The organism is Agromyces aurantiacus, from assembly GCF_016907355.1.
GTDB lineage: Bacteria > Actinomycetota > Actinomycetes > Actinomycetales > Microbacteriaceae > Agromyces > Agromyces aurantiacus.
In genome coordinates this window covers 724515-749751 of sequence record NZ_JAFBBW010000001.1, presented here as the reverse complement: position 1 = coordinate 749751, position 25237 = coordinate 724515, and the positions used below count along the sequence as shown (strand labels likewise).

The window sequence follows — 25237 nt, the reverse complement described above, 5'->3', positions numbered from 1 at the left end:
AGATCTGCAAAGGAATCCGCTCCATGACAGGCCTGAATGCCGCCGGGACCGACCGCGGCACCCCGCTCCGCAAGCGTTTACGAGCACTCGTCGGAATCGCCGTCGCGTCGCTCGCCGCCACCATTCTCGTCGCGGGTCCGACCGTGCCGGCCGATCCCGCCGAGGCCGCCGCGCCTGGCCCCAAGGACGTCACCGCCGTGCTCTTCGAGTACACGTGGAACGCCATCGCGCGCGAGTGCACCGAGAACCTCGGCCCCGCCGGCTACGGCTACGTGCAGACCTCGCCGCCGCAGGAGCACGTGCAGGGCCCCCAGTGGTGGATCCACTACCAGCCCGTGAGCTACCGGGTCGAGTCCAGGCTCGGCACGCGCGCCGAGTTCAAGGCCATGGTCGACACCTGCCACGCCGCGGGCGTGAAGGTCATCGCCGACGCCGTGATCAACCACATGAGCGGCGACAGCGACGGCGGCGTCGGCTGGGCGGGCTCGGCGTACCAGCACTACGACTACCCCGGGACCTACCAGTCGCAGGACTTCCACTCGTGCCGCCGAGACATCGCGAACTACCAGGACCGGTGGGAGGTGCAGGAGTGCAACCTCGTCAATCTCGCCGACCTGAACACCGGATCGTCGTACGTCCAGGGCCGCATCGCCGCCTACCTCAACGACCTGGTCTCGCTCGGCGTCGACGGGTTCCGGATCGACGCGGTCAAGCACATCGCGGCCACCGACATGCAGGGCATCCTCTCCCGGGTCAACGACCGCGCGCGCATGTACGTCGTGCAGGAGGTCATCCGCGCGAACGAGCCGATCCAGCCCGAGGAGTACACGAGTCTTGGCGACATCCACGAGTTCGCGTTCGCCCGCAAGCTCAAGGAGGCGTTCGGCGGCCGGACGCTGAACTGGCTGATCAGCGGCAGCGGCATCGGCCCGACCTGGTCGGGCTTCCTGCCGAACGCCAACGCCGCGGTCTTCGTCGACAACCACGACACCGAGCGCAACGGCGAGACGCTGAACTACAAGGACGGCGCGGCCTACGACCTCGCGCAGGTGTTCACATTGGCGTGGAACTACGGCTCGCCCTCCGTCCACTCCGGCTACGCGTTCTCGAACACGGACGCCGGTCCGGCGCTCGCCGGAAACGGCGAGGTCGTCGACGCCGTCTGCGGGCAGAACGGATGGACCTGCACGCACGCCCGGACCGCCATCGAGAACATGGTGGGCTTCCGCACGGCCACGTACGGCACGGCGATCACGGACAAGTGGGACAACGGCTCGTCGGCGATCGCCTTCGGTCGGGCCGACAAGGGCTTCGTCGCCATCAACCGCGGCACCGCGGCGATCGACCGCACCTGGCAGACCTCGCTCCCCGCCGGGCAGTACTGCAACGTCATCGCCGGGCTGCCGACGGCGAGCGGATGCAGCGCCGGCGGCGTCATCACGGTCGACTCGAGCGGTCGCTTCACCGCCTCCGTCGGCGCCGACACGGCGCTGGCCCTTCACGCGGGGGCGAAGGCGGGCGGATCGGGCACGACCCCGCCGCCGTCGGGCTCGACCATGACGGTGTACTACGCGTCGACCAAGGGCTGGACGAACCACTACGTGCACTACCGCGTGGGCTCCGGCACGTGGACCACGGTGCCGGGTGCGCAGATGGGCGCGGCCTGCACGGGCTGGGTGTCGAAGATCATCGACCTCGGCTCGGCGACGGGCATCACCGCGGCGTTCAACAACGGCTCGGGCTCCTGGGACAACAACGGCGGGGCCGACTACGCCCTGGCCGGCCCCGTCGCCGCGGTGAACAACGGGGTGGTCTCGTCGACGAACCCGTGCGCCGCGCAACCGACCACGACGACCGTCTACTACGCCACCGGATGGAGCACCGCGAACATCCACTACCAGGTGGGCTCGGGCTCGTGGACGGCCGTGCCGGGCGTCGCGATGGCGAACGCCTGCGCGGGCTGGAAGGTCAGGACGATCGACCTCGGCGGTGCGACCGGCGTCACCGCCGCGTTCAACAACGGCTCGGGCTCGTGGGACAACAACGGCGGCAAGGACTACGCGATCGGGGCGGGCGTGATGAAGGTGCAGAACGGCACCGTCTCCGCCGGCAACCCGTGTAGCTGAGAGACCTCACGGCTGCCGGGGCTTCCGGCGCCGTGAGCCGGGAAGGGGCGGCATCGGCGCGCGAGTCGCGCCGATGCCGCCCTGCATCTCCGTCCGCCTCCGGACCGCTGACTCGATCGAGCGGCTCAGATGAGCCGACCGACCGCCACGGTGCGGAAGTTCTCGGTGCGGAGCGAGTCGGCCTCCTGCTGGAGGCGGTGGACCTCCCGAGGGTCCAGGTCCTCGAGGAAGTGCGACCGGCCACGCGCGACCCCGGCGGAGATGCGTCGGAGCATGCGCCCGGGAAGGGTCCAGCGCCGGATGCCGCGAGTGGACGGTGCGGGGGCGAGAGCTGCGGAGTTCATGGTGAGGTCTTTCCGTGGATGCGGATGGTGGATCGTGTGTGCGGTGATGAGTCCCGTCGGCGGACCGGCGTCGGACACGGAGGTCAGCGAGGCAGGGTCGGCGTGCGGCGATAGCCGTCGCGGCGGAACTGCACGGATGCGCCGGCGACCGCCGCGGCCGCGAGCAGTCCCAGCAGGATCATGGTGGCGAGCATCTCGTCCCTCCTCTCCGTCTCGATCTTCGAAGGCCCGATCGGGCTCATCTCTGTTCTACGGAAGAGGGGCATCGGCGCTCGTCGGGGACGGCTACCGAGATCACCCGGGGCGGCTACCGAGATCGGCGGCTCATGGCCGCGGCTCGTCGGTAGGAGGGGACGGCGATCGGCCGGGACGGCACGGAACGGGCGAGGCGTCAGCCGGCCTGCTCGAGGATGTCCGGCGCCATCCGTGCCGCCTCGCCGCGCGTGGACACCCCGAGCTTCGCGAGGACGGCGGCCACGTGCGTGTCGACCGTGCGCACCGACAGGACGAGCCGATCGGCGATCTCGGCGTTCGTGCGCCCCTCGGCGACGAGCCGCAGCACCTCGACCTGCCTCGCCGTGAGGCCGGCCGGGTTGGCACGAGTGAGCGTCGACGGCCCACGCGGGATGGCGCGCACGCCCCGCTCGCGCAGCGTCGCCCGAACCGCGCGCGCGAGCGGTGCCGCCTCGATGCGGTCGAGGATCGCCAGCGCCGCCATGAGGTCCGACTCATCGGGGCTCTCGGCGAGCGCGGCCGCCTCCTGGTAGGGCGCGCCGGCCTCATGCCAGAGGTCGGCGGCGCGGCGCCATTCGCCACGGGCCTGCACGGCGAAGGGGTGCTCGTCGTCGGCGGCGACCGGGACCTCGTCCCCGGCGCGACGCAGGAGGGAGGCGAGCTCGGCGCGAAGCGATCGCGCGTCGAGTCGATCGGCCTCGTCGAACATGGGCCGTGCCACGGCCCGGGCGGCCGCGAGGTCGCCCCGGAGCAGCGCCGCCTCGGCGCGAGCCGCGTCCACCGGTCCTCGCCGCTGGAGCTCGCCCAGCTCGTCCGCGAGCCGCCGGGCCTCGTCGAGCAGGTCGTCCCCGCCGCCGTCACCGCGCCGCACCGCCACGGTGCCGGCGACGGTGAGCGCCACGCATCGGGCGTGCGGCGCGGCGATCTCGCGGTCGAGCGTGTGCAGCGCGTCGTCCCAGCGGGCCCGGGCGAGGTCGAGCCGCGCCTGCTCCATCTGCTGGTAGGTGACGAAGCCGATGAACTCGGCCCGTTCCGAGATCTCGAGGGCGCGCGCGAGGTGATGCTCCGCGAGGTCGAGCCGGTACTGGTCGAGCAGTCCCCATACGAGGTTGACCGACGCGCGGGCGGCGTTCTCGATGTCGTCCACCGCCAGAGCGACCTCGATCGCCTCGACGAGCTCGCCCATGCCGTCGTCGTCGGCGAGGAACATGAGCGCCGTGCCGTGGTTGTTCAAGGCGTGCGAGAGCACGCCGGCCGCGCCGGTCTCGCGGGCGATGTCGATCGCTCGGCCCGAGAGCTCGAGGGCGCGCGGCGTGTCGTGTGCGAGGAGGGCGAGCTGCGCCTCATTGCTCAGCGCCATCGCGTAGAGGCTCGGGTCACCCGCGTCGACGAGCACCGCGGATGCCTCGGCGGCCGCGGCCTCGGCCTCGGCCCGATTCCCGGCGAACCACTGGAACCGCGACATCCAGCGCAGGCTCGCGCCGAGTCGATGCGCGTCGCCGAGGTCGCGGCGCAACGCGATCGCCTCGGATTGTGGAGCCAGCGCCTCCCCCGCGAAGCCGACGGTGTAGGCCTCGATGGCGTACTCCTCGAGCAGGTCGGCGCGCTCCGCGGGCGAGTAGCGGCCGGCGTGGTCGCGGACCACGCGGAAGTGCGCCGCCGCTTGGCGGTGCGCGCCCGATGCCGCGGCATCCCGTGCCGCCCGAGGCGCCCATTCGACGACGACGTCGACCTCGCCCGCCGCGAGCGCGTGATGCACGAGTCTCGCGGAGTCGACGCCGCCGGTCTCGAGGAGCGCAGCGAGCACCCGACGCTCGAGTTCGATCCGGCGCGACGCCGGGAGCCCGTCGACCACGGCGCGCCGCGTCAGCTCGTGGCGGAACCGCACGCCGTCGGGCTGGACCACGAGCAGGCCGCCCTCCTCCGCAGCCCGGAGCGCGCCGGTCCCGCCGGGCACGAGCCGACCGAGCAGGTCGAGGTCGACCGCCGACGGCACGACGGCCAGCTGTTCGACGTGCTCCTGGCTCGCGGGATCGAGCCGCCGGAGCCGACCGGTCACCGCGTCCACGACCGTCGGCGGCACGCCCGCCTCGTCGGCCGACGCGACGAGCTCGCTCACGAAGTACGGGTTCCCCTCGGTGAGCGCCGCCACGCGGTCGACGTCGAGCCCGCTGCCCGCGGTGAGTTCGCCGATCGCCGCGGGCGAGAGGCGCCGCGGCGCGATGCGGTCGACCTGGTCGCCGTGCCCGAGGTCGCCGAGCAGGCGACTCAGCGGGTGATCGCGTTCGAGCTCGTCGCGGTAGGTGATCACGAGCGCGGCGGGAAGGTGCTCGATCCGCCGGGCGAGGAAACGCAGCGCGTCGAGCGTCGCCTCATCCGCCCACTGCGCATCCTCGACGACGAGCACCGTCGCGGGTGCGCCTGACAGCTCGTCGCGGAGGGCCTCGAAGACCTCCTCGCGATCGCCCGATCGCAGTGCCTGACCGAGTCGGGGCCCGACCTCCGCCGCGAGGTCGCGGAGCGGCCCGAGCGGGCGCGGGGTCGACATCGCGTCGCACGAACCGAGGAGGACGCGCACACCTGCCGGCGGGTCGGCGCGGAGCGCGTGCACGAGCGTCGACTTGCCGATCCCGGCCTCGCCGAGCAGCAGCACCACTCGACCGCGCCCGCGGGCCGCATCGCGCGCCGCGGATCGCAGCGCGTCGAGCTCGCGATCGCGTTCGAGGAGGGCCCGCCCCATGCAGTGATCGTGCCCGCGCGTCGCGGAGATCGCAACCGTGCAGGCCCGGAGCCGCGGGCGCCCGGGGCCGCTTCTGCCCCCGGATGCACCGAATCCCGAGTTCACGCGAGTCCACCCGCACCAACCCGGGACCCGGCACCGCACACACCCCGACCACCTCAACCCCGGACCACCCGACCCCCGGGGCACCGAATCCCGAGTTCGCGCGGGTCCACCCACACCAACCCGGGACTCGAGACCGCACACCCCGACCACCTCACCCCTTGGATGCATCGAATCCCGAGTTCGCCCGAGTCCACCCGCACCAACCCGGGACTCGGGAACGTACACCCGAGCACCCACCCCTTGGATGCATCGAATCCCGAGTTCGCGCGAGTCCACCCGCACCAACCCGGGACTCGAGCACACATGCCCCAGCCGCTCCCTCGCTCGCATGCGCCGAGTCCCGGGTTTACGCGGATCCGCCCGCAACAACCCGGGACTCGAGACCGCGCGCGCCCGGAGCCGTGGGCGGCGCCGGGCGCTCAGGGGACGAGGAGGACCTTCGCGTCGGCCTCGCGGCGCGCGAGCACGCGGTGCGCGCCGGCGGCGTCCTCGAGCGCGAACCGGTGCGACACGCGCGGCCGCAGGCGGCCGGCGGCGACATCCGCCGACACGGCGTCGAACGCGGCCCGGCGCTCGGCCGCGGTGTCGAGGTAGTGGCTCGCGGCGACCCAGTGGAGCGCGAGCGAGCCCGCGACCCCGCCGCCGGTGATGCCGGAGAGGCGCGCCGGGTCGAACGGCGCGACGGGCCCGCCCGACTGGCCGTAGAGCACGAGGACCCCGCCTCGGGCGACGGCGGCGAGGCTCGCGTCGAACGTCGGCCCCCCGTTGGCGTCGTACACGAGGTCGGCGCCGCGGCCGCCGGTGAGCGCACGCACGCGCTCGGGGAGCGACTCGTCGAGCACGAGGACGTCCCGGGCGCCCACCTGCCGCGCGGCCTCCGCGCGCCCGGGTGAGGAGACGACACCGATCACCCGCGCCCCGGCGGCCGCCGCGAGCGCGACGATCGCTCCGCCGGTCGACCCCGCCGCGGCATGCACGAGCACCGTGTGCTCGGGCCCCACCCGCTCGGCCACGCGCGTGAGCACGTGCGCCGTGGTGCCCGCCATCGCGACGGCCGCCGCGGTCGCGGCATCCATCTCGTCGGGCAGGCGGGCGACGAAGCGCTCGGGCACCGCCGTGAGCTCGGCGTACGCCCCCGCGAGGTGCCCGAAGTGCACGACCGACCCCCCGACCAGCGACGGGTCGACGCCCGCGCCGACCGCGACGACCTCACCGGCGGCCTCGGTCCCCGGCACGAGCGGCAGTCCGACCGGGTACGGCGCACCCTCCCGATGCTGGAGGTCGACGAAGTTCACGCCGATGGCGCGGTTGCGCACGAGCACCTCGCCGGGCGCGGGAACCGGATCGGGTCGGTTGCGCAGGCGCAGCACCTCGGGCCCGCCATGGGCCTCGATCACGATCGCGCGCATGCTGCCGTCCTCGGCGTGGTGCGGATCAGAGCCCGGAGTAGGCGTGCAGTCCCTTGAAGAAGAGGTTCACCACGGTGAAGTTGAACAGCACCGCCGAGAACCCGATGATCGCGAGCCACGCCGAGCGCGTGCCGCGCCATCCGCGCGTCGCCCGCGCGTGGATGTAGCCGGCGTAGACCACCCAGATGATGAAGGTCCACACCTCCTTGGTGTCCCAGCCCCAGTAGCGGCCCCAGGCCTTCTCGGCCCAGATGGCGCCGGCCATGAGCGTGAAGGTCCAGAGGATGAAGCCCACGATGTTGACCCGATAGGCGAGGTTCTCGAGCGAGATCGAGTCGGGCAGCGTCGCGAGGAACGACTTCTTCACGGCGTCGGCCGTGGCGGCGAGCGCCTCGCGGCGGGCCTGCATGAGCTGCACGACCGAGAGCGCGAAGCCGAGGGCGAAGAACCCGACCGCCGACGTCGCGACGAACACGTGGATCACGAGCCACACCGACTGCAGGGCCGGCGGCAGCGGCACGACGCTCACGTAGAAGTTGACGGTCGCGACGCCGAGCAGCACGAGCACGAGCCCGGTCACGAATGTGCCGAGGAACCGCAGGTCGGTCTTCACGACGAGCAGCACGAGGAGGTAGACGGTCGTGATCACGAGCGTGCCGGTCAGCGCGAACTCGTACATGTTCGCCCACGGCACCCGGCCCGCGGCGAGGCCGCGCAGCACGTCGGCGCCGAGGTGCAGCACCCAGGCGATCACGGTCATCGCGACCGCGACCCGCAGTACGGGCGACCGGCCGTAGGCGACCGCGTTCGCGGATGTCGCGGCGTCGCCCTTCGACGCACGGCCGCGCCCGGCGACTCCCGTGCCATCGCGCGGTGCCGCCGCGCCCGGCCCACCGGTCGCCGACGCCGCGGAGGCGGCCGCGCCCTGCAGCACCGCGACCCGCTCGGTCGAGGCGGCCGCGGACCCGGTCGTGCTCGCGACGTCCGCCGCCGCGGCCGACACCGCCGACCGCTTCGCGAGGTCGATCGAGTACGCGATGAACGCGATCGCGTACACGGCCATGGCCGAGTAGACCGCGATGATGGAGATCTCGTCGAGCGTCACTGTTCTACCTTACGTCGAAGAACCGTCAGTTCTGCGGGCTGTCGGGCCGCCCGCCCGCATGGGCGTCGGCGAACTCCTCCACCGCGCGCTCGAGGCCGGGGTCGTCACCGCGCGCGAGGCCGGCGTACTCGAGCACCGTCGTGCCGTCCGGTCGCCGCACGGCCTTCACCCACATGCGCCGGCGCGGGATGAACAGCGAGAGCAGCAGGCCGCCGATGATGAGCGCCGCGAACACGAGCACCCACCCCTGCGAGGGGTCGTGGTGCACGTCGAACGACGCGAAGCGGGGCACGCTCTGCGAGAAGTCGTCGGCCGCGGCATCCGGGGTCGCGGTCTCGAACGCGACCGTGCCGAGGCCGTTCGGCAGGTCCGCCGACTCTCCGGGCATGAGCTCGATGGACTCGACGCCGGTCTGGCCGCCGGTGAGCTGCTCCATTCCGCTCGTGTCGAGCTGGTACACCGAGCGCGGCGTGCCCTCATTTATCCCGAGGTCGCCCGCGTAGACGTTGAGCGTGAGCACGGGGTAGACGAGGTCGGGGTAGCTCGAGGCGAAGGCGCCCGACGAGAGCGTGGTCTGCGTCGGGTAGAAGAAGCCGACCATGCCGAGCTGCTCCCCGAGGCCGTCGGGCACCTTGACGACGCCGATCGAGGTGAGGTTCGCGTCCTGCGGGAGGAACGGGACCGAATCGGTGAACACGACGTTCCCGTCGGGGTCGCGCACCGTGATCGTCGGCGCGTAGCCGTTACCGAGCAGGTACAGGTCGGTGCCGTACTCGTACAGCGGCTCGTTCACCTTGACCTGGCGGGCGGCCTCGCCGTCGGCGCCGTCGATCGTGACCCGGGCCGTGAAGTCGATGGGCTGGCCGAGCGCGTCGCGGTTCGCGGTCTCGTAGACCGCGTCGAGCTCGTCGAGCGTGAGCCGGTAGGGCTCGAGACTGCCGTCGTCGAAGAAGCGGCCGGGGTTGAACGAGTCGTACGCCGCGAGCGTGTTGACGAAGGACTGCCCCTCGACGATCACGCGCTGGCCCGAGAACCCGAAGCCGCCGCCGATCGCGACCGCGACGAGGACGCCGACGAGGGCCGTGTGGAAGATCAGGTTGCCGGTCTCGCGCAGGTAGCCGCGTTCACCCGAGACGGATGGCCCGGCGCGCAGCTCGTAGCGCTCGACCCGGTAGCCCGCCTTCTTCAGCGCCGCCGCGGCGCGCTCGATCGCGGACTCCGCCGTCTCGGCGTCGCCGTCCGCGTCGGTCGGGACCAGCGCGCGCTCGGTGTACGCGGGCAGTCGCGAGAGCCGCGCCGGGGTCTTCGGCGGGCGGGCGCGCAGCGCCTCGAAGTGGTGCTTGGTGCGCGGGATGATGCAGCCGATGAGCGAGACGAACAGCAGCAGGTAGATCGCGGAGAACCACACCGACGTGTACACGTCGAACATCTGGAACGAGTCGAGCACCGGCGCGAGGTCGGGGTTGTCGGCGAAGTACTGCGTGACGCCGTTCGGGTCGCTCGAGCGCTGCGGCACGAGCGACCCCGGCACGGCCGCGATGGCGAGCAGCAGCAGGAGCAGCAGCGCCGTGCGCATGCTCGTGAGCTGGCGCCATCCGAACCGCAGCCACTCGACGGGGCCCAGCTTCGGCCGGGTCACCGAGGTCGCCGCACCGCCCTCGCCCGCGACGGCCGCGTCGTCGGTGGCGGCCGGGTCGGCGACGGCCGTCCCGTCGTCGTAGTCGGACGGCCGCAGCGGGTCGACGCCGCCGTCGCGTGCGGACGCGCCATCCGCTCGCCCGCCTTCGGGCCGCGCCTCAGATCGCGGGGATGAAACCACTGATCACCGCCTGCAACTCGTACATCCAGATGGTCCAGAGACCCGACACCATGAGCAGCCCGATCGCGATCAGCAGCCCGCCGCCGATGAGGTTCACCGCGCGGATGTGGCGGCGCACGAACGCGAGCGCGTTCGCCGCCCACCCGAACCCGAACGCGACGAGCAGGAACGGGATGCCGAGCCCGATGCAGTACGCCAGGCCGAGCAGCGCGCCCCGGCCCGCCGAGCCCGCGTCGGCGCTCAGCGTGAGCACCACGGCGAGCGTCGGGCCGATGCACGGCGTCCACCCGAGCCCGAACACGACGCCGAGCAGCGGTGCGCCCGCGAGCCCCGTCGCGGGTCGCCACGACGGCTTGAACGTGCGCTGGAGGAACGTGAACTGGCCGACGAAGACGAGGCCGAGGGCGATGAGCAGCACGCCCGCGACGCGCACGATCACGTCGGAGTACCGCGCGAGCCACGCGCCGAGCGCACCGAACGTCGTCGTGAAGACCAGGAACACGAGCGTGAAGCCCGCGATGAACAGCAGCACCCCGAGCAGGAGCCGGCGGCGGGCGCGGCGCTGCTCGGCGGCCTCGGCGCTCGCGTCGGCGAACCCGCCGAGGTACCCGAGGTAGCCGGGCACGAGGGGCAGCACGCACGGCGAGAGGAACGACACGAGTCCGGCGGCGATCGCGATCGGCACCGCGGCGAGCAGCTGCCCGCTGAAGACGATCTGGGTGGGGTCCATGTGCGCCGTGCCCGCTACGACTGCTCGGCGATGAGGTCGCGCACGATGGTCTCGAGGATCGACGCGTCCTTCAGCTGGCCGAGGATGCGCGCGGCGACGCGGCCCTCGCCGTCGAGCACGAGCGTCGTGGGCACCGCGGCGGGCGGCACGTCACCCGCGAAGGCGTACTGCACGGCGCCGTCGTTCGCGTCGACGATCGACGGGTAGGTGATGCCGAAGCTCTCCTCGAAGGATGCCGCGGTCGCGGCCTGGTCGCGCACGTTCACGCCGACGAAGCTCGCGCCCTCGCCGTCGAACTCCTCGTGCACCTGCTGCAGCAGCGGCGCCTCCGCGCGGCACGGCGCGCAGCCCGCGTACCAGAAGTTCACGACCGCGACCTGGCCGGCCAGGTCGGCCGAGTCGAACGCGTCGCCCTCGATCGTCTCGCCCTCGAACGCGACCGGCTCGCCCCGCTGGTCGGCGGGGAACTCGGCGATCGTGCCGTCGCCGGCGATGTAGCCCTTGCCGCTGCCCTCGCGATACTGCTCGGCGAGCGGGTCGCTCGAGCAGCCGGCCAGCACCAGCACGGCTGCCGCAGCGAGCGCGAACACGCCGGCGGACCTGCGCATGCCCATCACACCGCCCCCACGTCGGTCGCGTTCGCGGCGAGCGACGCCGCCGGGTCGCGGTAGCCGACCTCGACGAAGCGGCCGTTGCGCCGCTCGAAGCTCGTGATGCTCGACAGCGCGCACCGCCGGCGACGCGGGTCGTGCGCGAGCGACCGGCCGGTGACGCGGCGGTGCGCCATCCAGATCGGCAGCTGATGGCTGACCATGACGACGTCGCCCTCGTCGACGGAGTCGGCGGCGTCGTGCATCGCGTGGAGCATGCGGTCGGCGATGTCGCGGAACGGCTCGCCCCAGCTCGGCTCCCACGGGTTCACGAGGAAGGTCCAGTTGCGCACGTCCCGGAGCGCGGAGTCGCGTCCCGACATCCGCTTGCCCTCGAAGCGGTTGGTCGGCTCGATGATGCGGTCGTCGAGTCGCACCTCGAGCTCGAAGGCCTCGGCGATCGGCTCGGCCGACTGCTGCGTGCGCTGGAGCGGCGAGGACACGAGCGCGGCGACGTGCCGCTTGCGGCCGACGAGGTCGCGCGCGGCGCTCGCGGCCATGGCGCGGCCGAGGTCGCTCAGGCCGAACCCGGGGAGACGACCGTAGAGCACGCCCTGCGGGTTGAAGACCTCGCCGTGGCGCACGAGATGGATCTGCTCGGCCGGCACGCCCTCCAGTCTACGAAGCGGTTCCCTATGAAAGCGCCGAGCGTCCGCGCACGCGCGCCATCCGCTCACACGGTTCTTCTCGAGTGGGCGATCCTGGTCGCCCCGTGACGTGGGAACCCGCCAACATCGACCACTCGAGCCCGCGATGGCGAGCGGATGGCGCATCCCGGGCCGGTCGGGCCGGGAAACGCCGCCCGGTAGGATGATCCGTCGTGAACACGCGCACGCTCGTCAAGGACCTCGCCGCACTGCCCGACGGCCCCGTCACCGTCGCCGGATGGGTCGAGACCGTCCGCGATCAGAAGAAGGTGCAGTTCATCATCCTGCGCGACGAGTCCGGCGCCGTGCAGCTCGTGAACCCGGCCGTGCGCGAGCTCGACCCCGAGGGCGTCAGCGTCGGGGCAGCCGAGGCGCTCGCGCTCACGGAGCAGATCTCGGCGCTCGGACACGGCACGTTCATCGAGGTCTCGGGTGACCTCAAGCATGACGAGCGCGTGAAGCTCGGCGGCCTCGAGGTCAAGATCGCGACGCTCGAGGTGGTCACCGAGGCGCTCGAGACGCCGATCGCCGCCGACTCGAGCCTCGACAAGCGCATGGACTGGCGCTTCCTCGACCTGCGCCACCCGAAGCAGAACCTCATCTTCCGCGTGCAGACCACCTTCCTGCACGCCCTCCGCAGCTACTGGGTCGAGCGCGACTGGGTCGAGATCCAGACGCCCAAGCTCATGGCGTCGGCCTCCGAGTCGCGCGCCGAGCTGTTCGAGCTCGGCTACTTCGAGGGCAAGGCGTACCTCGCGCAGAGCCCGCAGTTCTTCAAGCAGATGGCGCAGCCGGCCGGTCTCGGCCGCGTGTTCGAGGTCGGCCCGGCCTTCCGCGCCGACCCGTCGTTCACGTCGCGCCACGCGACCGAGTTCACCTCGATCGACGCCGAGATGAGCTGGGTCGAGTCGCACGAGGACGTCATGAAGATGCACGAGGAGGTCCTCGTCGCCGGCTTCACCGCCGTGAAGGAGAAGCACGGGGCCGAGATCCTCGAGCTGTTCGGCGTCGAGATCACGGTGCCGACGACGCCGTTCCCGCGCATCCCGCTCGCCGAGGCGAAGGAGATCGTCGCGTCGCGCGGCTACGTCGTGCCGCGCGCCGACGCCGACATGGACCCCGAGGGCGAGCGCCAGATCTCGCAGTACGTCAAGGAGGAGCTCGGGCACGAGTTCGTGTTCCTCACCGACTACGCCTCGAGCATCCGGCCGTTCTACCACATGCGCCACGAGGACGACCCGACGCTCACGAACTCGTACGACCTCATCTTCAACGGAGTCGAGATCTCGACGGGCGCACAGCGCGAGCACCGCATCGACGTGCTGATCGAGCAGGCGAAGGAGAAGGGGCTCGAGCCCGAGGAGCTCGAGTTCTACCTCGACTTCTTCCGCTACGGCGTGCCGCCGCACGGCGGCTTCGGCATGGGCCTCGCGCGCGTGCTCATGCTCATGCTGCACGAGCACTCGATCCGCGAGACCACCTACCTCTTCCGCGGCCCCACGCGCCTGCTGCCGTAGTCCGGCCTCCGGCTCCGCCGTAGGCCCGGCTTCCGTCTCGACGCCGCCGAGCTGACGCGGATCGCCGATCCCCGGCGGGCGGGCTGCGATTCGCGTCGTCTCACCGCGGCGCGAGCGGGCGGCGCGGGCGAGGGAGCAGACTGTGGCGTGTGGATGCGCTGCTGCTGTCGTTCGCGCTCGTGCTGCTCGCCGCGATCCTGATCTCGGGGCTCGCGCACCGCACGGTGCTCTCGACGACCGTGCTGTTCCTCGTCGCCGGGTTCCTGCTCGGCAGCGGGATGCTCGACGTGATCGTGCTCGACGCGACCGACCCGACCGTGGTCACGGTCTCCTCGCTCGCGCTCTTCGTCGTGCTGTTCACCGACGGGCAGGAGTTCGGCCTCCGCGAGCTGCGCGCGGCGTGGCGCCTGCCGGGCCGGGCGCTGCTGCTCGGCATGCCGATCACGTTCGTCATCACGACCGTCCTCGGGGTGTGGATGCTCGGCCTCAGCTGGCTCGAGGCGGCGCTGGTCGCGGCGGTGCTCGCGCCGACCGACCCGGTGTTCGCCTCCGCGATCGTCGGCCGCGGCGAGATCCCGTACCGGGTCCGGCACCTGCTCGGCGTGGAGTCGGGGCTCAACGACGGGCTCGCACTGCCCGTCGTGCTCATCCTGATCGCCACGGTCGGCGGCCCGGACGCGGAGCCGTGGGTGCTCGCGGGCGAGCTGCTGCTGGGTATCGCGGTCGGCGTGGTCGTGCCGCTCGCGGTGTCGTGGCTGGTGCGCCGGCCGGCGTTCACGCGAACCCCGCTCTACGCGTCGCTGACGCCGATCGCGATCGCGCTCATCGTGCTCGGCGTCTGCACGATGACGCAGGCGAACCTCTACCTCGCCGCGTACGCCGCGGGCATGACGATCGCGACAGCCGCGCCCGAGATGCGCGACGCGTTCCACCAGCTCGGCGGCCAGGTGTCGGAGCTCGCGAAGCTCCTCGCGGTCCTGATGTTCGGGGCCCTCATCACGCCGTCGCTGCTCGCCGATGTGCCGTGGACGGGCTACGTGTTCGGCCTGCTCCTCATGCTCGTCGCGCGGCCCGTCGCGGTCGAGCTCTCGCTCATCGGCAGCCGCCTGCCCTGGGAGGAGCGCGCGACCGCCGCCTGGTTCGGGCCCAAGGGGTTCGCCTCGGTGCTCTACGGCCTGCTCGTGCTGCAGAGCGGTGCGCCGGGGGCGGAGTTCCTGTTCCACGTCATCGTCGTCGCGATCACGCTGTCGATCTTCGCGCACTCCTCGACCGACGTGCCGATCGCGGCATGGTTCGCCAGGCGCGAGGAGGCCGACCGCCGCGCGCACGCGACCTGGATCGACACCCCCGAGCCGAAGGGCCGCGGCATCCGCCCGCCTCACTCAGAGGGCTGAGCCGCTGCCGCCTCCTCGCGGGCCGCAGCGCCGGCGCGCAGCACCTCGTCGAGCGGCGAGACGTCGATGCGCTCGAGGTCGCGCACCGCGGGACCCTCGATGCGGTGCCCGCGGTGGTCGAAGCGCGACGCGTGCAGCGGGCAGTCCCAGGTCGCCTCGGCCTCGTTCCACTGCAGCACCCCGCCGAGGTGCGTGCATACCGCCGACACCTCGCAGGTCTCGCCGGCGACCCGCGACACCCCCACTGGCCGGGCCCCGCGGCGGCGGACCACGCCCTGCCCCTCCGCCGGCGCCGGCGCGAACTCGGCCTCGGGCGAGCGCCAGGCGCCGATCCAGCCGCGTGCCGCCGCGACGCCCGTCGCGGCGCCGGCCCCGACGCCGCGCGCGAGATCGGCGGGCATGGTGAGGCGCGTGCCGATGACGCGCGCCCAGTCGGGGCGGCGGGCGCCGAGGATCTCGTGCGTGATCCGGATGGCGGCGGACGCGCCGTTGGTCAGGCCCCACTTCGCGTACCCCGTCGCGAACCACACGCGGCCGCGGCCGCGCGGCATGCGGCCGACGAACGGCACCTCGTTGAACGACCGGTAGTCCTGCGCCGCCCAGTGCTCGGGGTCGTCGGCGTGGGGCCACCAGGCGCGGGTCCACGCCACCAGCTCGTCGAGCAGCCGCCCGGTGTGCGGCTCCCGTCCGGTGGCGTGGTCGCCGCCGCCCACGATCAGGCGGCTACGCCCGCCCCAATCGGCCGAGCGGATGCTGCGGCTCGGCGAGTCGACGGAGAGGTAGAGCCCGTCGGGCATGTCGGCCGGCGGAGCGAACGACACCAGCATCGAACGGTGCCCGCCCGTCTTCGCCCAGTAGAGGCCGCGATCGAGGATCGGAGCGCCGGTCGCGATCACGACGTCGCGGCCGACGAACTCGCCCCGGCTCGTCCGCACGCGGACCGGGTCCGCGGCACGCACGCCGAGGACGCGCACTCCGGTCTCGATCCGGCCGCCGCCGGCGACGACGAGGTCGGCGAGCCCGCGCATGAGCTCCGCGGGATCGAGCGCGAGCTGGCCGTCGAGCGCGGCCGCACCGGCGAGCGGGAACGGCACGGCGTCGTCGACGTCGTCCACCCGCCGGACGGGCAGACCCACCTCACGGCCCGCGCGCACCTCGGCATCGACGGCGTCCAGCCCCTCGGCCGACTGCGCGTAGCTGTAGGCGGTCGCCTCGCGCACGGCCACTCCCGCGCGCTCGCACGCGCGGCGCAGCCACTGCTGGCCGGCGCGGTTCGCATCGACGTACGCGCGCACGAGGCGGGCCGGGTGGTGTTGCCGGATCGTCGAGATCCGGTTCCCCTGCAGCAGGCTCGCCTTGCCGGTGTTGCGCCCGCTCGCGAGGGCGCCCGGAACATCCTGTTCGAGCACGATGACCCGCCGCCCGGCGTCGAGCAGCATCACCGCGGTCGCGAGTCCGGTGATGCCGGCTCCGACGATGATCACGTCGGCGGGTTCAGCGGCGGACTGGTCGGGATGGGACGCGTCGCGAGTCGTCGTCATGCCCCCAAGTCAACGCCCGCGGCATCCGAGATGCACCCCCTTGAGGGATGGGGCGCGGCGGGCTACGCCTTCGCCAGCAGGGCGGTCTTCAGCCGCACGGGGTCGATACGCCAGTAGGCGTGCACCTCGCCGTCGACCAGCAGCACCGGGATCTCCTCGGCGTAGCGTGCACGCAGCGCCTCGTCGTCGAGGATGGACAGCTCGTCGAGCGTGGTCGCCGGGGCTCCGGGCGTGCCCGCGAGCTCCTCGCGCACGCACTGCACGACTTCCCGCGCGTCGTCGCACAGGTGGCATCCGGGCTTGCCGATGAGGGTCAGGCGGATGTCGCGGACGCTCATGCCGTCAGGATACGCGCGCCCGGGCAGCGAAAAGCGCCAGGCCTTGCGGCCTGACGCCCTGCCAGTGGTCGGGATGCGACTACTTCTTGTTGCGACGCTGGTGGCGCGTCTTGCGAAGCAGCTTGCGGTGCTTCTTCTTCGCCATGCGCTTGCGACGCTTCTTGATGACGGAACCCACGAAAACCTCACAAAGATCCGGGTCGGCCGCGCGTGCCGCAGCCGTGGGGCGAACAGCCCCGCGGTAGTCTAGCCCATTCGTCAGCGCGGCGCCCGCGGCATCCGATACCGTCGAGGGATGCCACGACCCGAACTCGTGATCAGGACCACCCGCGAAGACGACTGGGCCGCCGTCCGTGACCTGCGCCTCGAGATGCTGCGCGACACCCCGATCGCGTTCGGCGACACGCTGGAGCGCGCCCTCACGTACGACGAGGCCGAGTGGCGCACGCGCGCCCGCCGAGGCGAGTCGTCGCAGCAGACCGTGGTCGTCGCCATCCGCGACGACGAGTGGGTCGGCACCATGGCCTGCTACGTGCCCGATCTCGCGACCGGGCCCATGCTCGTCGGCGTCTACGTGGCGCCCGGGCACCGCGGCGAGGAGGCCGGCATCACGCGAGCGCTGCTCGCCGAGATCGAGTGCTGGGCGGCCGAGCGCAGCGACACGCTGCGCCTCGAGGTGCACGAGGACAACCCGCGCGCCCGACGGTTCTACGAGAAGCTCGGCTTCACCTACACCGGCGCGAGCCGGCCCTACGAGCTCGAGCCGGGCGGACTCGAGCTCGAGATGGCCAAGCGCGTGCGCTGACGACCGCGCGTGCGCCGACTACCGGCGCTTGCGCTGCGCGACGACCGCGGTGACCTGGTGCGCCGTGTCGGCGAACGCCTTGCCGAGCGCCGACGCGAACGCGCGCTGCTCCTCGTTGAGCCCCTCGGCGGCACCCGCATCGGCGCCCGCGAGCGTGATGGCGTCGGTCGCCGCATCCGTCGAGACGAAGGGGATCAGCCAGTCCTCGAGCCGCTCGAGCGGCGCGCGGTCGAGGCGGTAGTAGCGGTGCTGGCCCTCCTCGCGCACGGCGACGAGGCCCGACTCGCGGAGCACCTTGAGGTGCTTGGACACCGTGGGCTGGCTGACGCCGAGTGCCGTGACGATCTCGCCGACGCTGATCTCACCGCCCGACTCGGGAACGGTCGTCTCGCGGTCGAGGAGGACGCCGAGGATGTCTCGCCGGGTCGGATCCGCCACCACGTCGAAGATGTCCGCCATGGCTCAAGGGTAGTCAGTCGGGGCGATGAGCGGGGAGTACGATGACTCACGCGTCGAGCGAGGGAGGGCGGATGGCCGCGCAACCCGTGGGCCGCCGGGGAATGGCCCGGCGCTCATGGCTCGGCGGTGTCCGCGATGCGATCGACGCGCTCGTGCGCAGCTCGCCGTCGCGCTTCGCGATCATCGTGTTCGCGAGCCTCATCCTCATCACCACGCTGCTGCTGTCGCTGCCGATCGCGCGAGCGGGCGCCGGCACGGGCGGCACCCCGCTGTACGACGCGTTCTTCACCGCGACGTCCGCGATCTGCGTCACGGGGCTCACGACGGTCGACATGGCCACGCACTGGTCGCCGTTCGGCAACGCGGTGATCTTCATCGGCATGAACGTCGGCGGCATGGGCGTGCTGACGCTCGCCTCGATCCTCGGCCTCGTGATCTCGCGCCGGCTGGGCCTGCGCGCGAAGCTCATCGCGGCGAGCGACACGAACCCGTCGCGCGTGCACGCCGGCCCGGTCTCCGAGCGGCAGGCGGTGCGGCTCGGCGAGGTCGGCGGGCTGCTCGCGACCGTCGCGATCAGCACGCTGTCGATCGAGGCGGTCATCATGCTCGGGATGATCCCGAGCGTGCTCGCCGCGGGCTACGACGTCGGCACGAGCGTCTGGTACTCGGCCTACTACTCGGTCAGCGCGTTCACGAACACGGGCTTCGCGCCGAACCCGCTCGGCCCGGTCGAGTTCTTCGACGACTACTGGTTCCAGTCGCTGCTCATGCTCGACGTGTTCCTCGGCAGCCTCGGCTTCCCGGTGATCTACGCGCTGTTGCGCACCTGGCGGATGCCGCGGCGCTGGAGCGTGCACGTGAAGCTCACGCTCACCACCACGGCGATCCTGTGGGTGGCCGGCGCCCTCACGTTCCTCGTGCTCGAGTACGACAACCCGAAGACCTACGGCGCGTTCGGCTTCGGCAAGACGTTGTACGAAGCCTTCTTCATGTCGACGATGACCCGCTCGGGCGGCTTCGCGACGATCGACATGCACGACCTGTACGGCTCGAGCCTGCTCGTGACCGACATGCTCATGTTCGTCGGCGGCGGCTCGGCGTCGACCGCGGGCGGCATCAAGGTCACCACGCTCGCGGTGCTGTTCCTCGCCGCGTACGCGGAGGCGCGCGGGGCGCCCGCGATGGAGGCGTTCGGGCGGCGCATCCCCCGCGACATCCTGCGCCTGGCCGTCAGCGTCGTGCTGTGGGGCGCGACGATCGTCGCGGTGTCGACCGTCGTCATCACGCAGATGACGAAGGCGCCGCTCGACTTCGTGCTGTTCGACGTCATCTCGGCGTTCGCGACGTGCGGCCTGTCGACCGGCCTCACGGAGGCGTTGCCGCCCGAGGGCAAGTACGTCATGGCCGTGACCATGTTCATGGGTCGCGTCGGCACCGTCACGCTCGCGGCGGCCCTCGCGGCCGCGCAGAAGCGCCAGCTGTTCAGGAGACCGGAAGAGAGGCCCATCGTTGGTTGACCGCATCAAGCACGACGCCCCAGTGCTCGTCATCGGGCTCGGCCGGTTCGGGGCGGCCACGGCCGGCCAGCTCGACCGCCTCGGACGCGAGGTGCTCGCCGTCGACGACGACGAGGCGCTCGTGCAGAAGTGGGCCGAGCGCGTCACGCACGCCGTGGTCGCCGACGCGCGCTCGCTCGACGCGCTCAAGCAGATCGGCGCGCAGGAGTTCTCGATCGCGGTGTGCGCGGTCGGCTCGTCGGTCGAGGCGTCGGTGCTCATCACCGCGAACCTCGTCGACCTGAAGATCCCGCAGATCTGGGCGAAGGCGATCTCGTCGAGCCACGGCAAGATCCTCGAGCGCATCGGCGCGAACCACGTGATCTACCCCGAGCGCGAGGCCGGCGAGCGCACCGCGCACCTCGTGTCGGGCCGCATGATCGACTTCATCGAGTTCGACGACGACTTCGCGCTCGTGAAGATGTACCCGCCGAAGCCGATCCGCGGCAAGAACCTCGCCGAGTCGGGCGTGCGCACGCGGCACAACGTCACGGTCGTCGGCGTGAAGAGCCCCGGCAAGCCGTTCACCTACGCGACGGAGAAGACGGTCGTGTCGACCCACGACCTCATCATCGTGTCGGGCACCGAGAGCGACATCGAGAAGTTCGCCGCGCTCGAGTAGCGGATGCCGCGCGGCCGGCAGGCCCCGCGCGACGGGCGTCGCGCGACTCAGGCCGCGGCGCCCGCCACCGTGGACACGACGGTCGCGGCCACGCCGATCCCGATGAGGATCACCGAGAGCAGGCCGAGCAGGCGCGGCACGGGCGAGTCGGCCTCGAACCGGAGCCGGTCGGGCGTGCGCCGCCGATAGTACGCGGGCTGCGCCTCGTCATCGCGCAGGTGGTGGTGCTCGTCGGGCTCGAGCACGCGCTCGTGGAACTCGCCCTCGGCGAACCAGCGCACGCGCGTGCCGCCCGCGCCGTCGACGACGACCGCGTCGGTGGGCTCCCACGTGCCGTCGGCCATGCGCGCGAACGCGAACGCGAGCAGGCACAGCCCGCCGCCGGCGAGCGTGATCCACGCGACGACTTCGGCCACCAGCGCGATCACGTCGAGCGAACCCATGACGCGAGCGTACCCGCGGCGAGCGCCGCGGATGACACGCGCCAGTGCCGTTGGTCCCACCGGCGTGATCGGCGCGGGCGTAGCATCCGGCGCATGACCAGCGTGATCAGCACCCGCGGCCTCGAGAAGCGCTTCGGGCGGACCGTCGCGCTCGACGGCCTCGACCTCGAGGTGCGCCCCGGCGAGATCCACGGCTTCCTCGGGCCCAACGGCGCGGGCAAGTCCACGACGCTGCGCATCCTGCTCGGGCTGGCACGCGCCGACGGCGGCACGGTCGAGCTGTTCGGCCGCGACCCGTGGGCCGACGCCGCCGACCTCCACCGACGGCTGGCGTACGTTCCCGGCGACGTGACCCTCTGGCCGAACCTCACCGGCGGCGAGGCGATCGACCTCATCTCGCGGCTGCGCGGCGGCACGGCCGACCGCGCCGCGTACGCCGAGCGCAAGGCGCGCCTGATCGAGGCGTTCCAGTTCGACCCGCGCGTGAGGGGCCGGGCGTACTCGAAGGGCAACCGGCAGAAGGTCGCGCTCATCGCCGCGTTCGCGACCCCGGCCGAACTGTACCTGCTCGACGAACCGACGAGCGGGCTCGACCCGCTCATGGAGGTCGTCTTCAACCGCGAGATCGACCGGATCGCGAAGGAGGGCGCGACGGTGCTGCTCTCGAGCCACATCCTGTCGGAGGTCGAGGAGCTCTGCGACCGCGTGAGCATCATCCGCGCGGGCCGGCTGGTGGAGTCGGGCACACTCGCCGAGCTGCGGCACCTCACGCGCTCGACCGTCGCGTTCGTGCACGTGCCGGGCCAGGAGGGCGCGATCGCGGCGATCGACGGCGTGCACGACCTGGTGGCCGACAACGGCCGCGTGCGCTTCACGGTCGACAGCGACCGGATGGCCGGCATGCTGCCCGAGCTCGGCCGGCTCGGCGTGCAGGGCCTCACGGTGATGCCGCCCTCGCTCGAGGAGCTCTTCCTCCGGCACTACGGCGACGACCCGGCGCTCCTGACGGCGGAGGCGCGCGCGTGAACCTGCTCGGCGTGCTGCTGCGGCAGCGGCTGCGCCGCGACCGGGTGCAGCTGGCGCTGTGGATCGTGGGCACGGCGGCGCTCGCGGTCATGGCGACGACCGCGGTGAGGGACACGTTCGGCGAGCTCGCCGAACGCGAGGGCATCCTGCGGCTGACGAGCGTCGCGCCGGCGATCCTCGTGTTCCGCGGCACCCCCAACGGGGCCGAACAGGGCCCGTTCGCGTTCTTCCTCATGTTCGCGTTCCTCGCGCTGCTCGCCGGGCTCATGAGCACGTTCCTCGCCGTGCGGCACACGCGCGGCGACGAGGAGACGGGGCGCGCCGAGCTCGTCGCGTCGACGCCCGCGTCGCGCCTGCTGCCGACCGCGGCGACCGTCCTGCACGGCGTGATCGCGAACGTCGTGCTCGGCCTCGGGGTGGCGATCGCCTTCTGGGCGAGCGGCCTCGACGCGACCGGGGCGTTCGTCGCGGGCGCGGCGGTCGCCGCGTGCGGGGTCGCGTTCCTCGCGATCGGGCTCGTCTTCGCGCAGCTGTTCCGCACGTCGCGGGCCGCGAACGGCGCGGGCGTCGCGGCGGTGGTCGCGGCGTACTTCGTCCGCGGCATCGGCGACGCGGCCGGCGAGCCGTCCGCCGACGGGCTGCATCGCACGCCGATGTGGATCAGCTGGCTCTCGCCGATCGGATGGGGACAGCGCACGAACGCGTTCGCCGAGAACGACCTCGCGCCGCTGCTCCTCTCGATCGGGTTCGCGGCCGTGCTCGTGGCGCTCGTGTTCGTGTTCCAGTCGGCGCGCGACAGCGGCGCGAGCGTGCTGCCCGGACTGCGCGGGCGCGACCACGCCGGGCCGGTGCTGTCGGGCTCGCTCGGACTCGCCTGGAAGCTCAGCATCGGCGCCGTCGTGTCGTGGGCCGCGGGTGCCGCGGTGATGGGCGCGCTCGCGACCTCGCTCACCCAGCTCGTCGACCGGCTCGGCTCCGACGTGCCCGACGTCGCGGTGCGCCTGCGGCAGATGGCCGGGGCGGATGCGACGCTCGAGCAGGCGCTGACCACGACGTTCTTCAGCGTGATCGGCATCCTCGCGTCGGCGTGCGCGCTGCAGCTCGTGATCCGCGCCCGCCAGGAGGAGGCGCACGGCACCGCCGAGGCGGTGCTCGCGACCCCGGTGCCGCGGCAGCGCTGGCTCGGCGAGTACGGCGCGGTCGCGCTCATCGGCGTCGTGATCGTGATCGCCGTGTCGATGCTCGCCGCGTTCGCGGGCGCGCAGCCGGCCGACGACCCGGCGGGCATGGCGCAGGATGCCGCGGAGGCGGCGATCGCGCAGCTGCCCGCGGTGCTCGTCTTCCTGGGCATCGGCATGCTGCTGTTCGTGCTCGTGCCGCGCGTGATGATCGGGGCCGCGTGGGCGGTGCTCACGCTCGCCGCGTTCCTCGGGGTCTTCGGCGAGCTGCTCGGCCTGCCCGACTGGATGCACGACCTGTCGCCCTTCGCGCACTCGCCCGTGCCGATCGGCGACGAGGTCGACTGGACCGGCGGGATCTGGATGATCGGCATCGGCGTGGCCGCGATCGCGGTGTCCATCGTGCTCATGCGCCGGCGGGAGCTCGCCGCCGGCGGCTGATCGTGCGCCGGCGTCTGCATCGCGTGAGGACCAAGTCCCTCGGCGTTAGGGATCCGTGAGGACCCGCGCCCGCGACATCCGCCGGGTGTTGCATCGAATCGCAGCGCACCGCTGCCCGCCGGCCGCGAACGGGGCCGCGGAACCGCATCCACTGGAGTCATCGTGCTCGACCTCGTGTACGTCGCCGTCATCGGCCTGACGTTCCTCATCGTCGGCCTCATCGCGAAGGGGGTCGAGAAGCTGTGATCGTCTTCGAGCTGCTCGCCGCCGCCCTGGGCCTCGCCGCCGTCGCGTACCTCGTGTACGCCCTGATCCGGCCCGAGAGGTTCTAGGTGGAGGTCTTCCTGGCCGTCCTGCAGGCGGCCACCCTCGTCCTGATCCTCGCCCTGCTCTCCCGACCGCTCGGCGACTGGATGGCGCGGATCTACACGTCCGACCGCGACTGGCGCTCGGAGCGCGTCGTGTACCGGCTCGTGGGCGTCGACTCGTCGTCGGAGCAGTCCTGGCCCGCGTACCTGCGCGGCGTGCTCGCGTTCAGCCTCGTCGGCGTGCTGCTGCTGTACGCGCTGCAGCGCATCCAGGCGGTGCTGCCGTACGCCCTGGGGCTTCCCGCCGTGCCCGAGGGGCTGTCGTTCAACACCGCGGCGTCGTTCGTCACGAACACGAACTGGCAGTCGTACTCTCCCGAGCTCACGATGGGCTACACGGTCCAGTTCGCCGGGCTCGCGGTGCAGAACTTCGTCTCCGCCGCGGTCGGGATCGCGGTGGCGATCGCGCTCGTCCGCGGGTTCGCCCGCCGTCGTGCGGGCACCATCGGCAACTTCTGGGTCGACCTCGTGCGCGGCGCGTTCCGGCTCCTGCTCCCGGGTGCGTTCATCGCCGCGATCGTGCTCCTGGTCGGTGGCGTGATCCAGAACGTCAACGGCTTCACCGAGATCACGACGCTCGCCGGGAGCACGCAGGTGATCCCCGGCGGACCGGTCGCCTCGCAGGAGGCGATCAAGGAGCTCGGCACCAACGGCGGCGGGTTCTTCAACGCCAACTCCGCGCATCCGTTCGAGAACCCCAGCGCGTGGACGAGCCTGTTCGAGATCGTGCTGCTGCTCGCCATCCCGTTCTCGCTGCCGCGCACGTTCGGGCGGATGGTCGGCTCGAACCGACAGGGGTACGCGATCCTCGCAGCCATGGCGTCGCTCTTCGTCGTCTCGCTCGTCGCGTTGAGCGCCCTGGAGTGGGCCGGTCACGGCACCGCACCGGAGCTCGCCGGTGCGGCGATGGAGGGCAAGGAGCAGCGGTTCGGAATCCTGGGGTCGACGCTGTTCGCGGCCAGCACGACGCTCACGTCCACCGGCGCCGTGAACTCCATGCACGACTCCTATACCGCGCTCGGCGGGATGATCCCGATGCTGAACATGATGCTCGGCGAGGTCGCCCCCGGCGGCGTCGGATCGGGCCTCTACGGCATGCTCGTGCTCGCGGTCATCGCGGTGTTCATCGCCGGCCTCCTCGTGGGCCGCACGCCCGAGTACCTCGGCAAGAAGATCGGTCCGCGGGAGATCAAGCTCGCGAGCCTCTACATCCTCGTCACGCCGACCCTCGTGCTCGCCGGCACGGCCCTGAGCTTCGCGATCCCCGGCGTCCGCCAGGACGTCGAGGACGTCTCGATCTGGAACCCGGGCGTCCACGGCATGTCGGAGGTGCTCTACGGGTTCACGAGCGCTGCGAACAACAACGGATCGGCATTCGCCGGCCTCACCGCGAACACCCCGTGGTTGAACACCGCGCTCGGCGTCGCGATGCTGCTCGGGCGCTTCGTGCCGATCGTGCTGGTGCTGGCCCTCGCCGGCAGCCTCGCCGCGCAGGACAAGGTTCCAGCGACCTCGGGCACCCTGCCGACGCACCGACCGCAGTTCGTCGGCCTCCTCGCCGGCGTGACGGTCCTCGTGACCGCCCTCACCTATTTCCCCGTTCTCACGCTGGGTCCACTGGCGGAAGGGCTGAGTTGATC

At 72.1% G+C, this 25237-nt stretch carries 23 protein-coding genes; 10 read left to right on the top strand and 13 right to left on the bottom strand.

Annotated elements, in window-relative coordinates:
• The first annotated feature begins 23 nt into the window (after positions 1–23).
• Positions 24–2126: a carbohydrate binding domain-containing protein gene (locus JOD46_RS03560; protein ID WP_204391711.1), complete on the top strand. Its 2103-nt coding sequence runs from the start codon at positions 24–26 to the stop codon at positions 2124–2126.
• Between the two features lie 125 nt (positions 2127–2251).
• Here JOD46_RS03560 and JOD46_RS03555 read toward each other — a convergent pair whose 3' ends face one another.
• The 8 genes from JOD46_RS03555 to JOD46_RS03520 form a co-directional block, all read right to left on the bottom strand.
• Positions 2252–2470 carry a hypothetical protein gene (locus JOD46_RS03555; RefSeq protein ID WP_204391710.1) on the bottom strand — a complete coding sequence of 73 codons (219 nt, stop codon included), beginning with the start codon at positions 2468–2470 and terminating at the stop codon, positions 2252–2254.
• A 391-nt stretch (positions 2471–2861) separates the two neighbouring features.
• Positions 2862–5444: an ATP-binding protein gene (locus JOD46_RS03550; RefSeq protein WP_204391709.1), complete on the bottom strand. Its 2583-nt coding sequence runs from the start codon at positions 5442–5444 to the stop codon at positions 2862–2864.
• A gap of 524 nt (positions 5445–5968) precedes the next feature.
• On the bottom strand, positions 5969–6958 hold the full coding sequence (locus tag JOD46_RS03545) for a zinc-binding dehydrogenase (protein WP_204391708.1): 990 nt from the start codon (positions 6956–6958) through the stop codon (positions 5969–5971).
• A gap of 25 nt (positions 6959–6983) precedes the next feature.
• Positions 6984–8021 (bottom strand): c-type cytochrome biogenesis protein CcsB, encoded by a 1038-nt coding sequence (ccsB, locus tag JOD46_RS03540; RefSeq protein ID WP_204396194.1) that lies wholly within the window; start codon positions 8019–8021, stop codon positions 6984–6986.
• Positions 8022–8088: 67 nt separating this feature from the next.
• A complete protein-coding gene (resB, locus tag JOD46_RS03535) occupies positions 8089–9882 on the bottom strand; it encodes a cytochrome c biogenesis protein ResB (protein ID WP_372431976.1) in 1794 nt (597 codons plus the stop codon).
• Complete coding sequence (locus tag JOD46_RS03530) at positions 9860–10612, bottom strand: cytochrome c biogenesis CcdA family protein (RefSeq protein WP_204391707.1); 753 nt, start codon at positions 10610–10612, stop codon at positions 9860–9862. The genes resB and JOD46_RS03530 overlap by 23 nt, the downstream gene beginning before the upstream one ends.
• Positions 10613–10626: 14 nt before the next feature.
• Positions 10627–11220, bottom strand: coding sequence for a TlpA family protein disulfide reductase (locus tag JOD46_RS03525; protein ID WP_239562569.1), 594 nt, complete (start codon positions 11218–11220; stop codon positions 10627–10629).
• Positions 11221–11225: 5 nt separating this feature from the next.
• Positions 11226–11870: a histidine phosphatase family protein gene (locus JOD46_RS03520; RefSeq protein ID WP_204391703.1), complete on the bottom strand. Its 645-nt coding sequence runs from the start codon at positions 11868–11870 to the stop codon at positions 11226–11228.
• A gap of 212 nt (positions 11871–12082) precedes the next feature.
• Between JOD46_RS03520 and aspS the strand changes: the two genes are divergently transcribed.
• Both aspS and JOD46_RS03510 read left to right on the top strand, forming a co-directional pair.
• Complete coding sequence (gene aspS, locus JOD46_RS03515) at positions 12083–13426, top strand: aspartate--tRNA(Asn) ligase (protein WP_204391701.1); 1344 nt, start codon at positions 12083–12085, stop codon at positions 13424–13426.
• A gap of 149 nt (positions 13427–13575) precedes the next feature.
• The gene (locus JOD46_RS03510; protein ID WP_204391699.1) at positions 13576–14820 is read left to right on the top strand and encodes a cation:proton antiporter; all 1245 of its coding nucleotides are present in this window, start codon (positions 13576–13578) and stop codon (positions 14818–14820) included.
• On the opposite strand, the gene JOD46_RS03505 is transcribed toward JOD46_RS03510, so the two are convergent.
• From JOD46_RS03505 to JOD46_RS03495, 3 genes are all read right to left on the bottom strand, one after another.
• The gene (locus tag JOD46_RS03505) at positions 14805–16361 is read right to left on the bottom strand and encodes an FAD-dependent oxidoreductase (RefSeq protein WP_204391697.1); all 1557 of its coding nucleotides are present in this window, start codon (positions 16359–16361) and stop codon (positions 14805–14807) included. The genes JOD46_RS03510 and JOD46_RS03505 overlap by 16 nt on opposite strands.
• 62 nt (positions 16362–16423) lie before the next feature.
• Positions 16424–16699, bottom strand: coding sequence for a glutaredoxin family protein (locus JOD46_RS03500; RefSeq protein WP_204391696.1), 276 nt, complete (start codon positions 16697–16699; stop codon positions 16424–16426).
• A gap of 79 nt (positions 16700–16778) precedes the next feature.
• Positions 16779–16877: a 30S ribosomal protein bS22 gene (locus JOD46_RS03495; RefSeq protein ID WP_003792170.1), complete on the bottom strand. Its 99-nt coding sequence runs from the start codon at positions 16875–16877 to the stop codon at positions 16779–16781.
• Positions 16878–16994: 117 nt separating this feature from the next.
• Here JOD46_RS03495 and JOD46_RS03490 point away from each other — a divergent pair, with 117 nt between their 5' ends.
• Positions 16995–17504 (top strand): GNAT family N-acetyltransferase, encoded by a 510-nt coding sequence (locus tag JOD46_RS03490; protein ID WP_204391695.1) that lies wholly within the window; start codon positions 16995–16997, stop codon positions 17502–17504.
• Between the two features lie 18 nt (positions 17505–17522).
• Here JOD46_RS03490 and JOD46_RS03485 read toward each other — a convergent pair whose 3' ends face one another.
• Entirely contained in the window at positions 17523–17963 is a 441-nt protein-coding gene (locus JOD46_RS03485) for an ArsR/SmtB family transcription factor (RefSeq protein WP_204391694.1), read from the bottom strand.
• Between the two features lie 71 nt (positions 17964–18034).
• On the opposite strand from JOD46_RS03485, the gene JOD46_RS03480 reads away from it, so the two are divergent.
• Both JOD46_RS03480 and JOD46_RS03475 read left to right on the top strand, forming a co-directional pair.
• Entirely contained in the window at positions 18035–19480 is a 1446-nt protein-coding gene (locus JOD46_RS03480; protein WP_372431973.1) for a TrkH family potassium uptake protein, read from the top strand.
• Positions 19473–20141 (top strand): potassium channel family protein, encoded by a 669-nt coding sequence (locus JOD46_RS03475; protein WP_204391693.1) that lies wholly within the window; start codon positions 19473–19475, stop codon positions 20139–20141. The genes JOD46_RS03480 and JOD46_RS03475 overlap by 8 nt, the downstream gene beginning before the upstream one ends.
• Before the next feature lie 47 nt (positions 20142–20188).
• On the opposite strand, the gene JOD46_RS03470 is transcribed toward JOD46_RS03475, so the two are convergent.
• Positions 20189–20584: a hypothetical protein gene (locus JOD46_RS03470; protein WP_204391692.1), complete on the bottom strand. Its 396-nt coding sequence runs from the start codon at positions 20582–20584 to the stop codon at positions 20189–20191.
• 93 nt (positions 20585–20677) lie between these two features.
• Between JOD46_RS03470 and JOD46_RS03465 the strand changes: the two genes are divergently transcribed.
• The 4 genes from JOD46_RS03465 (at position 20678) to kdpA (ending at position 25235) form a co-directional block, all read left to right on the top strand.
• Complete coding sequence (locus tag JOD46_RS03465) at positions 20678–21610, top strand: ABC transporter ATP-binding protein (RefSeq protein ID WP_204391691.1); 933 nt, start codon at positions 20678–20680, stop codon at positions 21608–21610.
• Positions 21607–23229 carry an ABC transporter permease gene (locus tag JOD46_RS03460; RefSeq protein ID WP_204391690.1) on the top strand — a complete coding sequence of 541 codons (1623 nt, stop codon included), beginning with the start codon at positions 21607–21609 and terminating at the stop codon, positions 23227–23229. The genes JOD46_RS03465 and JOD46_RS03460 overlap by 4 nt, the downstream gene beginning before the upstream one ends.
• Positions 23230–23471: 242 nt before the next feature.
• Positions 23472–23561, top strand: a complete 90-nt coding sequence (gene kdpF, locus JOD46_RS03455) for a K(+)-transporting ATPase subunit F (protein WP_133988535.1) — start codon at positions 23472–23474, stop codon at positions 23559–23561.
• Positions 23562–25235: a potassium-transporting ATPase subunit KdpA gene (kdpA, locus tag JOD46_RS03450; protein ID WP_204391688.1), complete on the top strand. Its 1674-nt coding sequence runs from the start codon at positions 23562–23564 to the stop codon at positions 25233–25235.
• The last annotated feature ends 2 nt before the right edge of the window (positions 25236–25237 follow it).